At 62.5% G+C, this 13,230-nt stretch carries 10 protein-coding genes; 6 read left to right on the top strand and 4 right to left on the bottom strand.

Annotation, left to right across the window (positions count from 1 at the left end; translation table 11 throughout):
- Positions 1 to 189: 189 nt before the first annotated feature.
- The 5 genes from PSEUDOMOFG3G_RS01340 to PSEUDOMOFG3G_RS01320 all read left to right on the top strand — a co-directional run bounded on the left by PSEUDOMOFG3G_RS01340 (position 190) and on the right by PSEUDOMOFG3G_RS01320 (position 8,745).
- Complete coding sequence (locus tag PSEUDOMOFG3G_RS01340; protein WP_139049053.1) at positions 190 to 4,503, top strand: DEAD/DEAH box helicase; 4,314 nt, start codon at positions 190 to 192, stop codon at positions 4,501 to 4,503.
- A gap of 208 nt (positions 4,504 to 4,711) precedes the next feature.
- Positions 4,712 to 5,638, top strand: coding sequence for a DUF72 domain-containing protein (locus tag PSEUDOMOFG3G_RS01335; RefSeq protein ID WP_047229758.1), 927 nt, complete (start codon positions 4,712 to 4,714; stop codon positions 5,636 to 5,638).
- Positions 5,635 to 6,447: an endonuclease/exonuclease/phosphatase family protein gene (locus PSEUDOMOFG3G_RS01330; protein WP_076383448.1), complete on the top strand. Its 813-nt coding sequence runs from the start codon at positions 5,635 to 5,637 to the stop codon at positions 6,445 to 6,447. The genes PSEUDOMOFG3G_RS01335 and PSEUDOMOFG3G_RS01330 overlap by 4 nt, the downstream gene beginning before the upstream one ends.
- A complete protein-coding gene (gene clsB, locus PSEUDOMOFG3G_RS01325; RefSeq protein ID WP_047229760.1) occupies positions 6,444 to 7,742 on the top strand; it encodes a cardiolipin synthase ClsB in 1,299 nt (432 codons plus the stop codon). The genes PSEUDOMOFG3G_RS01330 and clsB overlap by 4 nt, the downstream gene beginning before the upstream one ends.
- Complete coding sequence (locus tag PSEUDOMOFG3G_RS01320) at positions 7,729 to 8,745, top strand: lysylphosphatidylglycerol synthase domain-containing protein (protein WP_047229761.1); 1,017 nt, start codon at positions 7,729 to 7,731, stop codon at positions 8,743 to 8,745. Before clsB ends, PSEUDOMOFG3G_RS01320 begins: the two co-directional genes overlap by 14 nt.
- 153 nt (positions 8,746 to 8,898) lie before the next feature.
- On the opposite strand, the gene PSEUDOMOFG3G_RS01315 is transcribed toward PSEUDOMOFG3G_RS01320, so the two are convergent.
- The 3 genes from PSEUDOMOFG3G_RS01315 to PSEUDOMOFG3G_RS01305 form a co-directional block, all read right to left on the bottom strand.
- Positions 8,899 to 9,657, bottom strand: a complete 759-nt coding sequence (locus PSEUDOMOFG3G_RS01315; RefSeq protein WP_047229762.1) for a S9 family peptidase — start codon at positions 9,655 to 9,657, stop codon at positions 8,899 to 8,901.
- Positions 9,647 to 10,756 (bottom strand): DUF3182 family protein, encoded by a 1,110-nt coding sequence (locus tag PSEUDOMOFG3G_RS01310; protein ID WP_139049052.1) that lies wholly within the window; start codon positions 10,754 to 10,756, stop codon positions 9,647 to 9,649. The genes PSEUDOMOFG3G_RS01315 and PSEUDOMOFG3G_RS01310 overlap by 11 nt, the downstream gene beginning before the upstream one ends.
- 201 nt (positions 10,757 to 10,957) lie before the next feature.
- Positions 10,958 to 11,950, bottom strand: a complete 993-nt coding sequence (locus PSEUDOMOFG3G_RS01305) for a GlxA family transcriptional regulator (RefSeq protein WP_139049051.1) — start codon at positions 11,948 to 11,950, stop codon at positions 10,958 to 10,960.
- A 96-nt stretch (positions 11,951 to 12,046) separates the two neighbouring features.
- Between PSEUDOMOFG3G_RS01305 and PSEUDOMOFG3G_RS01300 the strand changes: the two genes are divergently transcribed.
- The gene (locus PSEUDOMOFG3G_RS01300; protein ID WP_139049050.1) at positions 12,047 to 12,601 is read left to right on the top strand and encodes a cysteine hydrolase family protein; all 555 of its coding nucleotides are present in this window, start codon (positions 12,047 to 12,049) and stop codon (positions 12,599 to 12,601) included.
- A 107-nt stretch (positions 12,602 to 12,708) separates the two neighbouring features.
- On the opposite strand, the gene PSEUDOMOFG3G_RS01295 is transcribed toward PSEUDOMOFG3G_RS01300, so the two are convergent.
- Positions 12,709 to 13,227: a single-stranded DNA-binding protein gene (locus PSEUDOMOFG3G_RS01295; protein ID WP_047229766.1), complete on the bottom strand. Its 519-nt coding sequence runs from the start codon at positions 13,225 to 13,227 to the stop codon at positions 12,709 to 12,711.
- Positions 13,228 to 13,230 lie beyond the last annotated feature (3 nt).

Raw genomic sequence — 13,230 nt, 5'->3', positions numbered from 1 at the left:
GCAGATCCGGTATTTGTGTAAGGTTCACAGGCTCTATCGCGAGCAGGCTCGCTCCCACAATGGAGCGAGTCTCTTCAGAAAGAATGCGGTCGAATGTGGGAGCGAGCCTGCTCGCGATGAGGCCCTCCCAGGCCAGGCATCGCTCAGAGGTACTTGCATCTTCCCCATCCCACCCGCATAACTGCCCACATGAATCTGCCCTTCCCAGCCGACCACGCCATGGCAGGCTTTCATCCCGCCGTTCGCGCCTGGTTCAGCCAGACATTCCCGGCGGTCACGGCCGCTCAGGCCCGGGCGTGGCCGTTGATCGGGCAGCGCCGTTCGACCCTGGTGGCTGCGCCCACGGGATCGGGCAAGACCCTCACAGCATTTCTTGCCGTACTGGATGACCTGGTACACCGAGGCCTGGAACAAGGCGGTCTGCCGGACCAGACCCTGGTGGTCTACGTCTCACCGCTCAAGGCATTGAGCAACGACATCCAGATCAACCTGCAAAACCCGCTGGCCGGCATTACCGAACAATTGCGGCAGATGGGCCTGCCGCCGTTGCACATCACCACCGCCGTGCGCACCGGAGACACGCCACAAAAAGACCGCACAGCGATGCGCAAGACCGCGCCGCACATTCTGGTGACCACTCCCGAATCGCTTTACGTGCTACTCGGCTCCGATTCCGGCCGGCAAATGCTCGCCAGCACCCGCACCGTCATTGTCGACGAGATCCACGCCATCGCCGCCAGCAAACGCGGCAGTCACCTGGCCTTGAGCCTGGAGCGTTTGCAAGCGCTGTGCGCCGAACCGTTGATGCGCATCGGTCTGTCCGCCACGCAAAAACCCATCGAAGCGGTGTCGCGTTTTCTCGTTGGCCAGGGGCGCAGCTGTGAAATCGTCGACATCGGCCACGCCCGCCCCCGGGACCTGGACATCGAGGTGCCGCCGGTGCCGCTTTCGGCGGTGATGGCCAATGATGTCTGGGAACTGGTCTACAACCGCCTCGCCGAACTGGCCCGGGAACACCGCACCACCCTGATTTTCGTCAACACCCGGCGACTGGCCGAACGCCTGAGCCGTCATTTGAGCGAACGCCTGGGCAAGCACGCCGTGGCCGCCCACCACGGCAGCCTGGCCAAGGAGTTTCGCCTCGACGCCGAACAACGGCTCAAGCGCGGCGAGTTGCAGGTGTTGATCGCCACCGCGTCCCTGGAACTGGGCATCGATATCGGCGACGTCGACCTGGTGTGTCAGATCGCCTCGCCGCGGTCGATCTCGGCGTTTTTGCAACGGGTCGGCCGCTCGGGCCATCAGGTTGGCGGCACGCCCAAGGGACGCCTGTTCGCCACCACCCGCGACGACTTGATCGAATGCGTCGCCCTGCTCGATTGCGTGCGCCGTGGCGAGCTGGACATTCTGCACATCCCCAAGGCGCCACTGGATGTGCTGGCCCAGCAGATCGTCGCCGAGGTCAGTTGCCAGGAATGGCCGGAACAGGCGCTGCTGGAAACCTTTCGCCGCGCCGCGCCCTATGCCGAGCTGGACGACGGCCACTATCAGGCGCTGCTGCACATGCTCGCCGAGGGCCTCAATGGTCGTCAGGGCGTGCGCAGTGCGTACCTGCATCGCGACGCCGTCACCCGCACCCTGCGCGGGCGCCGGGGCAGCAAGCTGACCGCCGTGACCAGCGGCGGCACTATCCCGGACAACGCCGACTACAGCGTGCTGCTCGAACCCCAAGGATTGAACATCGGCAGCGTCAACGAAGACTTCGCCGTGGAGAGCATTGCCGGCGACGTGTTCCAACTGGGCAATACCTCTTACCGCATCATTCGCGTGGAGACCGGTCGGGTGCGGGTCGAGGACGCCCAGGGCCAGCCGCCGACCATTCCGTTCTGGCTTGGCGAAGCCCCTGGCCGCAGCGCCGAGTTGTCTCTGGCGGTAGCCCGTCTGCAAGCCCAACTGGACCAACTGCTCGGTGCCACGCCGGGCAACTTGCAACCGGCCCTCGACTGGCTGACCGGCACCTTGCAACTGAACCTGGCCAGTGCCGAACAATTGGTGGACTACCTGGCCCCGGCACGCCTGGCCTTCGGCGCCCTGCCGTCCCAGGACACACTGGTGATGGAGCGGTTTTTCGACGAGTCCGGCGGCACGCAACTGATCATCCATACGCCGTTCGGCAGCCGCATCAACCGCGCCTGGGGCCTGGCCCTGCGCAAGCGTTTCTGCCGCACCTTCAATTTCGAATTGCAGGCCGCCGCCAGCGAAGACGCCATTGTGCTGTCGCTGTCCACCAGCCACAGCTTCGAGCTGGACGAGGTCTGGCGCTATCTCAATAGCCATAGTGCCGAACAGATATTGATCCAGGCAGTGCTGGATGCGCCGCTGTTCGGCGTGCGCTGGCGCTGGAATGCCAGTGTCGCCCTGGCCTTGCCGCGCTATTCGGGCGGACGCAAAGTCGCTCCGCAGATCCAGCGCATGAAAAGCGAAGACCTGATCGCCAGCGTATTCCCGGACCAGATCGCCTGCCTGGAGAACCTCGCCGGCGAACGGGAAATTCCCAATCACCCACTGGTGGAACAGACCCTCGACGACTGCCTGCACGAAGCCATGGACAGCGAAGGCTGGCTGACGCTGTTGCGGCGCATGGAAGCCGGCGAGGTTCGTCTGATCAGCCGCGATCTGCCGGCGCCCTCGCCCCTGGCGGCGGAAATCCTCAGCGCCCGGCCCTACACCTTTCTCGACGACGCCCCGCTGGAAGAACGCCGCACTCAAGCGGTGATCAACCGGCGCTGGAGCGACCCGCAGTCTACCGACGACCTCGGTGCACTCGACGCCGACGCCATCCAGGCGGTACGGGACGAAGCCTGGCCGGCCCCCACCAACCTCGATGAAATGCACGAAGCACTGATGAGCCTGGCCTGCATCGCCGACAGCGAGGCAAGTGCTCAGCCGTCGTGGCTGGACTGGCTGCAGGCCCTGGCCGAGCGCGGCCGCGCCAGTCATGTACAGATCAGTGCCGAACGAGGTGTGTGGGTGGCGCTGGAACGGCTGACGTGTCTGCAAGCCATTTATCCACAGGCTCAATGGCGACCGCCGCTGACGCCGCTGGCGGGTTTCGATGAACCCTGGGACCGCGATGAGGCCATGGTGGAGGTACTGCGCGCGCGGCTCAGCGCCTTTGGTCCACTGCCGCTGGAGGCCATCGCCTACCCGCTGGGGCTCACGCCCCCGCCCATCACCCAGGCCCTGGCGCAACTGGAACAGCAAGGCTACGTGCTGCGTGGCCGATTCACCCCCGGCAGCGGACAGGAAGAATGGTGCGAGCGGCATTTGCTGGCGCGTATCCACCGCTACACCGTCAAGCGCCTGCGCCGGGAAATCGAGCCGGTGATGTTGCAGGATTTCATGCGGTTCCTGTTCGACTGGCAGCATCTGTCGCCGTCCACCCAAGGCCGGGGCAACGCGGTGCTGCCGTCGATCATCAGCCAGTTCGAAGGCTATCCGGCCGCCGCCTCGGCGTGGGACAGCGACCTGTTGCCGGCGCGGATCAAGGACTATTCCCCGAGTTGGCTCGATGAGCTGTGCCGCAGCGGCAAGCTGGTGTGGACGCGCCTGAGCGCTCGTCAGAAGCAATCTTCCAGCGCCTTGCGCAGCACGCCGATTGTGTTGCTGCCGCGCAATCAGGTCGCCCTCTGGAGCAGCCTGACTGAACAGACCCCTCCCAGCGAGCTGTCACCCAAGACGCAAAAAGTCCATAAGGCCCTCAGCGAACACGGCGCGCTGTTTTTCGATGAGTTGTTGCACGAGGCGCACTTGCTGCGCAGCGAACTGGAAATCGCGCTACAGGAACTGGTAGGCGCCGGGCTGGTAAATGCCGACAGCTTCGCCGGGTTGCGCGCGTTGATCACCCCTGCCAGTAAGCGCCAGGCGCGCAGCAGTCGGCGCGGGCGCGGGGCATTCGTTGGCGGCATGGACGATGCCGGGCGCTGGGCCTTGTTACGCCGTAGCACACCAGAGCCCGAGGAAGGAAACCGGCCAGCGGCGATACCACCCGACACCCTCGAACACATCGCCATGACCTTGCTGCGCCGTTATGGCGTGGTGTTCTGGCGCCTGTTGGAGCGGGAGGCGGATTGGTTGCCGAGCTGGCGCGAGTTACTGCGCACGTTTCATCGCCTGGAGGCGCGGGGAGAGATTCGTGGCGGACGTTTTGTCAGCGGCCTGGCGGGCGAGCAATTCGCCCTGCCCGAAGCCATTCCATTGCTGCGGGAAGTGCGCCGCCGCACCAGCGACGGCGCCCTGGTCGCGGTGTGCGGTGTCGACCCGCTGAACCTGGCCGGCACCTTGTTGCCGGGAGCGAAAGTACCGGCGCTGGCGAGCAATCGGCTGGTGTATCGCGATGGCCTGCCGGCGGCAGCGCAGATCGCGGGCAAACAGCATGTGTGGCTGGAGCTGGATGCGCAGGGCATGACTGAGGTAAGGAACAAGCTGATCCAGAGAAGTTGAGGGTGTCTGGACGGACCTCATCGCGAGCAGGCTCGCTCCCACATTTGATCTGCGCTGGGGGCCCATTCAGCAACTACTGAAACACAGCGAACAAGACTGCAGGACTTCACCTGCCCTCACCGTCGGTAACTCCATCGAAACTTTCTACCCCGCGCGACAGTCATCAAAAGACACAGGCGGTACGAGGTCATTGGCACGGGAGGGACACATGACGGCGATCCACATTGGCATTTCCGGTTGGCGTTATACGCCTTGGCGGGGGGATTTCTACCCCAAGGGGCTGACCCAGAAACGGGAATTGCAATTCGCCTCGCGAGCGGTCAACAGCATCGAAATCAATGGATCGTTCTACGCCCTGCAACGCCCCGAACGGTATGCCCAGTGGTACGCCGAGACCCCGCCCGGCTTCGTCTTCAGCGTCAAGGCGCCGCGTTTCATCACCCACATCAGACGTCTTCGGGACATTCACAAGCCGTTGGCCAATTTCTTCGCTTCCGGCGTGCTGGAGCTCAAGGAGAAACTCGGCGCGATCCTCTGGCAGTTTCCTCCCAGTTTCAAATTCGATCCCGAGTTGTTCGAAGACTTTCTCAAGCAACTGCCCCACAACACCGAAGATGCCGCCGCCCTGGCCCGGGAGCACGAACCGCGCCTGAACGGCCACGCCAGCACCCAGGCCGACAAGAAGCGGCCGCTGCGTCACGCGGTGGAGATCCGTCATGAAAGCTTTATCGATCCACACTTCATCACCTTGCTCAAACGCTACGACGTGGCACTGGTGATCGCTGACACCGCGGGAAAATGGCCGTATCGCGAAGACGTTACCAGCGACTTCGTGTACTTGCGCCTGCACGGAGCCGAGGAGCTATACGCCAGCGGCTACACCGATGCGGCCTTGAAACGCTGGGGCGAGCGGATCGAGGCCTGGAGCCACGGCACACAACCGCGCGATGCCCATTTGATCGACCCGAAAAAGAAACCCCGCGCCCGCAAGAGCCGGGAGGTGTTCTGCTATTTCGACAATGACATCAAAGTCCGTGCGCCCTATGACGCGCGTCACTTGTTGGAGCACTTCGACCTGGACAAGGACCTGGCCACCACGCCCGGCGAGCGCCCGGCCGAGGGGGTATTGCCATGAGCATCCCGGAGTTCACCGAAACGACCCGCGATCCAACCCAGGAACGGACGCAAGACCTCGACCGGATCAATCGCTTCACCGTCCTGACGGTCAACACCCATAAAGGTTTCACCGCCCTGAACCGGCGCTTCATCCTCCCGGAACTGCGCGAGGCGGTGCGCAGTGTGTCCGCCGACGTGGTGTTCTTGCAGGAAGTCCACGGCACCCACGAACACCACCCGCAGCGCTATTCCAACTGGCCGAGCATGCCGCAATACGAATTCCTCGCCGATAGCCTCTGGCCACAGTTCGCCTACGGGCGCAACGCGGTGTACCCGGCGGGGGACCATGGCAACGCATTGCTGTCCAAATTCCAGATCATTCGCCACGACAACCTGGACGTGTCTATCAGCGGCCATGAAAGCCGCGGCATGCTCCACAGCGTGCTGCGTCTGCCGGGCGGCGATGAGCGGGAAATCCACGCCATCTGCGTGCACCTGGGGTTGCGCGAGGGGCATCGTGTCGAGCAATTGAAATTGCTTTGCCAGCGTTTGAGCGAACTGCCGCCCGAGGCGCCGGTGATTGTCGCCGGGGATTTCAATGACTGGCGCGGCAAAGCCAGCGAGCTGCTTGAACCCAGCGGCCTGCGGGAGGTGTTCGCCGAGCAATGGGGCAAGCCGGCCCGCAGCTTTCCGGCGCGCCTGCCGGTCCTGCGTCTGGACCGCATCTACGTGCGCAACCTCAAGGCCCGTCATCCCAAGGTATTGAACGTACGCCCCTGGTCGCACCTTTCCGACCATGCACCGCTTTCGGTGGAGATCGAATTATGAGCGCGACTATGAACAAGGCGACGGTGGAACAGGTAGAGGTTCCGCCGACCGAGCGCAATCCGGCGCTGGTGGACATCGAGTACGGTTGGCACGGCAATAACCGGGTCACGCTTTTGGAGAACGGCGAGGAATATTTTCCCAGGGTCTTTGAGGCCATACGCCGGGCCGAAAAGGAAATCCTCCTTGAGACCTTCATTCTGTTCGAGGACAAAGTCGGTATCGAACTCCGGGACCTGTTGGTGGACGCGGCCGGACGTGGCGTGCGCATCACCGTCAGCCTGGACGGTTTTGGCTGCGGCGAGCTGACCCCGGAATTTCTGGCGACATTGAGCGACGCCGGGGTGCGTTTGCAGATATTCGATCCCGCACCCCGGCACCTGGGCATCCGCACCAACTGGTTCCGGCGCCTGCACCGCAAGATCGTCGTGGTGGACGGTGTGATCGCGTTTATCGGCGGGATCAATTTTTCCGCAGACCATCTGGGCGACTTCGGTCCCGAGGCCAAGCAGGATTATTCCGTGGAGGTCAAAGGACCGGCGGTGGTGGATATCCATCACTTCGCGCTGTTGCAGAGCGGTCGGCCCAGCCGGGCCAAATATTGGTGGCAACGCCGCCGCAGCCGCCGCAACGAGTTGGCCTTCAACGATCATGATGGTCAGGTGCGGCTGGTCTATCGCGACAACCATGAGCATCAGACCGACATCGAAGAGGTGTACCTGCAAGTATTGCGCAGCGCCCAGCGACGCGTGGTCATTGCCAATGCCTATTTCTTCCCCGGTTTCCGGCTGCTGCGCGAGATCCGCAATGCCGCGCGGCGTGGCGTGGAAGTACGACTGATCCTGCAGGGCCAGCCGGACATGATGATCGCCAAGCTCGCGGCGCGGATGCTGTACAACTATCTGCTCAAGGCCGGCGTGGTGATCTACGAGTATTGCGAACGGCCGTTGCACGGCAAAGTCGCCTTGGTGGATGAGGACTGGAGCACGGTGGGCTCAAGTAACCTCGACCCCCTGAGCCTGTCCCTGAACCTGGAAGCCAATGTGCTGATCCGCGACCGGGCCTTCAACCGTGAATTGTTCGAGCGCCTCGATGATCTGAGCCGCAACCATTGCACCGTCATGCCGGCCAACCCTGCCCCTCGGGGCCTGCTGTGGCGCATGACCATCGGCTTCATGGTGTTTCACTTCCTGCGCCACTTTCCGGCCTGGGCCGGCTGGCTGCCAGCCCATAAGCCGCGCCTGAAACCTTTTTCGCCGCCCACGGCGGTTCGGAGCGAACCCCATGAACCACTCTGACGCGCACACGGCGCCAAGTGATGCCCACGCATCTGATGCCCACGCGGCCGAACACAGCAAACCCAAATCACGCTGGAGCCGCTGGAAACGCCCACTGACCCTGGCCTTCTTCCTGCTGCTGATCGTGTTGTTCACTGCCCTGGCTCGGCGCATTGACTGGGCCGAAGTGTTCGCGACCCTGGCGGACTTCAAACTGCGCACGTTGCTCATTGCCGCTGCGCTCACCGTTACCAGTTTCATCACTTACGCTTGCTACGACCTGATCGGCCGCACCTACATACGGCAGAAACTGGGCTGGCGGCAGATATTGCCGGTGGGAGTGATCAGCTACGCCTTCAATCTGAACCTCAGTGCCTGGGTCGGCGGCATCGCCATGCGCTACCGGCTGTATTCACGGCTGGGGGTGAGCAATGGGAACATCGCCAAGATCCTCGGCCTGAGCCTGGCCACCAACTGGTTCGGCTACATGACGCTGGCCGGGGTGGTGTTCAGCAGCGGCCTGGTGACGATGCCTCCGGGCTGGAAACTGAGCAGCACTGCGCTGCAAGGCGTGGGCGTGCTGCTGCTGTGCATCAGTGCCGGTTATCTGGTGGCCTGTCGGTTTTCCAAACGTCGGGCCTGGACCATCCGCGGCATGGAAATCAACCTGCCGTCGCTGCGCATGGCGGGGCTGCAACTGGCGCTGGGGGCGTTGAACTGGTCGCTGATGGCGGCGGTGATCTTCACCCTGCTGCCGGGCAAGCTGGATTATCCGGTGGTGCTCGGGGTGCTGATGATCAGCAGCATTGCCGGGGTCATCACGCACATTCCGGCGGGATTGGGGGTGCTGGAGGCGGTGTTCATTGCCCTGCTGCAGCACGAGGTTTCTCGCGGAGGCCTGTTGGCGGGGCTGATTGCCTATCGAGCGATCTACTTCATCTTGCCATTGTTGATCACGGTGGTGATGTACCTGGTGATCGAGGCGAAGGCCAAGGCATTGCGGGTCAAGCCGGGGCCTAAGTGACAAGGTTCTGAGTTATGGGTTGTCTGAGCGGGCCTCTTCGCGAGCAGGCTCGCTCCCACAATTGATCTGCGGCGAACATAGGATTCCTGTCCACCAAAGATCTCCTGTGGGAGCGAGCCTGCTCGCGATAAGGGCCGCATGAACACAACGCAATCACCGCGCCTGAATAATGCTCAACCGCTCACCCACTACCATCTCGGTGATCCAGTCCACCAGGATTGAGGTGTAGGCCTGTTGGGACACTGGGTCGCTCAAGGCATGGTCGGCGCCGTCGATGATCCGGTGCGTCAGCGAATGGGTCTGCTGGCACGCCGCTCGGTAGCTCATGATCGTCGCGTGGGGCACATGGTCGTCGGTCTCCGACTCCACCAGCAACACATCACCGGTGAACTGCGAGCATGCGTGCAAGGCGCGGTTGGTGTCGGCGTGCACCAGGGTACTGCGATAATCCAGCAGGTCAGTCTTGTCCAGGTCACGCTTGGGCGTGTGCCATTGCTCGTCGCGATACAGCGCCGGCACTCGTAAAGCCAGCCAGCGCACTGGCCGCAGCAACGTCAGGATCGCCGCCAGGTAACCGCCGTAGCTGGTGCCCACCACGGCGATCGCCGAGGTGTCCAAGGCTGGATGGGCGAGCAGCCGGTCATAGGCGGTGAGCAAATCCCGCAGGTTATCTTCCCGGGTTACCCGGGATAACGGAATGCCCGCCCCGCCGGTGTGCCCGCGCAAGTCAAAGGTCAGGCAGACGCAGCCCAGGCCGGCAATGCCTTTGGCGCGCTCCAGGTCACGCTCCTGGCTACCGCCCCAACCGTGGACGAACAACACCCCTGGAACCTTCGATTTAGGGCTCAGAAAGGTGCCGTTCATGTATTCGTCGTCGATCTCGATCTGAATGGTTTCGCTTCTAGCCGTCATAGGAATGAACCGTTACGTATTTAAGAAGAAAGTCACCATTGTGCGCCGGGCCGCGATAGACCTCCCTGGCCCCAGGGGGCAGCGGCTGGTCAGTGTAGGTCTCCACCGAGGACACACGGACCGCGCTGGACGTAGGATCCTCAATGAACGCCTGCAACGCCGCGAGCTCAGCACTGCTGGCCCCGCCCATGCGCCATGACTGCTCCAGCACACCACCGCGAGGCTGACCACTGACGTCAATGCCCTGGGCGATGTCGTAGTTGCGCCGCGAGGCAAAGAACGTTGGAAAGGCCTGATTGGCGGCATCGTCAAACACCTGCGCCAACCGCACCGCCTCACGCACATCGTCGGGCAGCTCAAGCTTGAGCAATTCAATATAGCCGCCCTGCACCGCCAACAGGTCCGAGCCGCCGTAAACCTCCAGCCCTTCACTGTCCCGCGTCAGATGTTGCACACCGCAGTAGCTCAAGACCTTGCCGTTGATGAAGCTCTGGCCGACGCTTTGGGTCTTGACCTGTTCGAGGTTCTGCTCAAGCACCACACCGTCGCGAAACAGCGCTTGAGCCTCGGGGCCGGCGGCGATTTCATCGAATTGCGCCAGACTCTTGATCACCCGCTGATCGCGTCCGGCACAGGCATGGATAGGCTTGAAGCGGATCGCTCCGGTGTACAGCAGGTGCTCGGCCGCCTGGCGCGCGTCCTGGAGCGCAAATACCGTCACGCCATCGAGCACCGCCCCCCGGGTCAACTTGGCAAACAGCGGTGACCAGCCCAAGGGCGCGACCGCGTGCCTGTTCAGCAGACCGTGGGTGATCGCCTTGGTGCAGATAAAATCATGCTCGACGTAACCGCCCCATAGATCCTCTGGCCCTTTGACGCCCAAGCGCAGGGCTGCTTCGGCACCTATGACGGTTTGCGTGGGCAGCAAGTACAGATCATGGCCAGCATGCTGCTCTTGATCATAGCTGCCGCCGTATTCAAGGCCGAGAATCTGCGCCAGCCAACGGGCCAGCGCCCGATTGGTTTCGACTTCATGAAGCGGCGCGTGGGGGTTGATCGAATGGTCCACTACCAGTTTGTTACGATTGACCGTCGTCATGCGGTGCCCTTTTAACTGCGCTCGATGGCTTTAGATAAAGGGGTGCAGAGATCAGGCCAACGGTGTTGCGAGCCAGGACGAGCAACGAAACGGGCGTCTGAGGGATGATTGATAGCACCGGGCCTGTTTCATTCTGCACGACACCCTGAGGACATCCGGCAAATTGCACGACGACTGCGACGGTGGCGAGGAGATCGATGACTACTTTGGCGCATTCATCGGGCTGACCCCAAACCTCGCCCGATAATCACTGGGCGCCAACCCGGTAATTTTCTTGAACGTCGTACGAAAAGCCCCCGGATCCTGATAACCCACCGTCCAGGCAATGTGGTCGATGGTGCCATTGGTGAACTCCAGCATTTCCCGCGCCTTGCCGACGCGCAGGTGCTGGCAGTATTCGGTAGGTTTGAGCCCGGTGGCGGCGCGAAACCTGCGCAGGAAGGTGCGTTCCTCCAGCCCGGCCTGTTCGGCCATGGCGCCGAGGGAAACGTCCACTGCGCCGCTGCCTTGCAACCAGTGCTGGACCTTGAGAATGGCCGCGTCACCATGTCCGAGGATGGGCGCAAAGTTACTGCCACATTGGCTGGCGCTGTCGCTGTGTTCGATCACCAGAAACTGCGCCGTGCGCGTGGCGATGCTGGGGCCGAGCAGGCGGTCCACCAGTCGTAGCCCCAGCTCTGACCAGGCCATCAGCCCGGCCGTGGTAATCAGGTCGCCATCGTCGACGATGGGTTTATCAGCGTCGAGCTTGATCTTCGGATAACGCGCGGCAAAGGTCTTGGCCGAGGTCCAGTGGGTCGTGGCGCTGCGCCCATCGAGCAGGCCGCTTTCGGCCAACAGAATCGAACCGACACACACCCCACCCAGCACCGTGCCGTCGGCATGCCGCGCTCGCAACCAGGTCATCAGCGCCTGCGACACCAGCCCCTCACTGAAACCGGCGATGGACGGTGGAATCAGCAGCGCAACCAGCCTGCCCTGAGGACCGGCGAAACTCTCGAACACCCGGGTCGGTATTTCTCCCTCCTGCGCTCGCCAATGACTGACCCGCAGGCGCGGCAACTGAGAACTGGCTTGCTCGTCGGCAATCCGCTGCGCCACGGCGAACAGATCGGTCAAGCCATGCACCGCCGCCAGTTGCGCGCCGGGGTAGATGAGCACCCCGAGCTCAGCGACTGCCCTTTGCTGCGTCATTGTCAGTTTTCCCTCGCTTATTGTCGTTACGGCCCATTCTGAAACCGGTGGCATGAGCCAATACTGGCTTCAGACCCCACTGATCGAGGAAGCCTCATGTCCAAGCAAGCGCTCATCGTAGTCGATATCCAGAACGACTACTTCCCCCAGGGAAAATGGCCATTGGTCGGTGCCGAAGCGGCCGCCGATAACGCCGCCAGATTGATCGAAGCCTTTCGCCAGGCAGCGGATCAGGTGGTGCACATCCGTCACGAATTCACCTCCGATTCCGCACCGTTCTTCACCCCAGGCTCTGAAGGTGCGCAACTGCATCCCAAAGTGCTCAACCGCACCGACGAACCGGTGGTGCTCAAGCACTTCGTCAACTCGTTCCGCGAAACCCAATTGCAAGCCATCCTTGACCGCCACGACATTAAACATCTGGTGATCGTCGGCAGCATGAGCCACATGTGCATCGACGGGGTCGCCCGAGCGGCGGCGGACATGGGCTATGAGGTCACGGTGATTCACGATGCTTGTGCCAGCCGCGATCTGGAATTCAATGGGCTCGTCGTCCCGGCGGCTCAAGTGCATGCGGCCTTCATGTCGGCCCTGGGTTTTGCCTATGCGGATGTGGTGAGCACTGAACAGTTTTTGGCTGCCCGCCACTGAGTGATGCCCCAAGCGGCAAATTCAAGGCTAAAAAAAACCGCGCCTCGTAAACCGAAGCGCGGTTTTGTTTTTAGCTTGAAGCTCGCTGCCTGGAGCTTCCAGCGGCTTTAGAACGGAATATCGTCATCAAAGCTGTCGAAATCCGGAGCCGGTTGCGGCGCGGCCTGTTGCGGAGCCGCTGGGCGCTCACGCTGTGGCTGAGGCGCCGACTGAGGGCGAGGCGCCTGCTGGCGTGGAGCAGCCTGCTGGTAGTTGTTGCCACCTTGCTGCTGGTCACCCTGTGGACGACCGCCCAGCAGTTGCATGGTGCCTTGCATGTCGACCACGATTTCGGTGGTGTAGCGCTTGATGCCGTCTTTTTCCCACTCGCGGGTCTGCAGCTTGCCTTCGATGTACACCTGCGAACCCTTGCGCAGGTATTCGCCGGCGATTTCGGCCACCTTGCCGAACATCGACACGCGGTGCCATTCGGTCTTCTCGACCTTCTGGCCGGTCTGCTTGTCGGTCCACTGTTCGCTGGTCGCCAGACTCAGGTTGGTCACAGCATTGCCATTGGGCAGGTAGCGAACTTCGGGATCCTGGCCGCAAGTACCGACCAATATGACTTTGTTAACCCCACGGGCCATAAC

The organism is Pseudomonas sp. FG-3G, from assembly GCF_901007645.1.
GTDB classification, from domain to species: Bacteria; Pseudomonadota; Gammaproteobacteria; order Pseudomonadales; family Pseudomonadaceae; genus Aquipseudomonas; species Aquipseudomonas rhizophila.
This window is presented reverse-complemented; position numbering and strand designations above follow the sequence as displayed.

Bases quoted from the DNA above. Each gene is read 5' to 3' on its own strand.
- PSEUDOMOFG3G_RS01340 (WP_139049053.1), top strand. From the start codon at position 190: ATGAATCTGCCCTTCCCAGCCGACCACGCCATGGCAGGCTTTCATCCC.
- PSEUDOMOFG3G_RS01335 (WP_047229758.1), top strand. From the start codon at position 4,712: ATGACGGCGATCCACATTGGCATTTCCGGTTGGCGTTATACGCCTTGG.
- PSEUDOMOFG3G_RS01330 (WP_076383448.1), top strand. From the start codon at position 5,635: ATGAGCATCCCGGAGTTCACCGAAACGACCCGCGATCCAACCCAGGAA.
- clsB (WP_047229760.1), top strand. From the start codon at position 6,444: ATGAGCGCGACTATGAACAAGGCGACGGTGGAACAGGTAGAGGTTCCG.
- PSEUDOMOFG3G_RS01320 (WP_047229761.1), top strand. From the start codon at position 7,729: ATGAACCACTCTGACGCGCACACGGCGCCAAGTGATGCCCACGCATCT.
- PSEUDOMOFG3G_RS01315 (WP_047229762.1), bottom strand. From the start codon at position 9,657: ATGACGGCTAGAAGCGAAACCATTCAGATCGAGATCGACGACGAATAC.
- PSEUDOMOFG3G_RS01310 (WP_139049052.1), bottom strand. From the start codon at position 10,756: ATGACGACGGTCAATCGTAACAAACTGGTAGTGGACCATTCGATCAAC.
- PSEUDOMOFG3G_RS01305 (WP_139049051.1), bottom strand. From the start codon at position 11,950: ATGACGCAGCAAAGGGCAGTCGCTGAGCTCGGGGTGCTCATCTACCCC.
- PSEUDOMOFG3G_RS01300 (WP_139049050.1), top strand. From the start codon at position 12,047: ATGTCCAAGCAAGCGCTCATCGTAGTCGATATCCAGAACGACTACTTC.
- PSEUDOMOFG3G_RS01295 (WP_047229766.1), bottom strand. From the start codon at position 13,227: ATGGCCCGTGGGGTTAACAAAGTCATATTGGTCGGTACTTGCGGCCAG.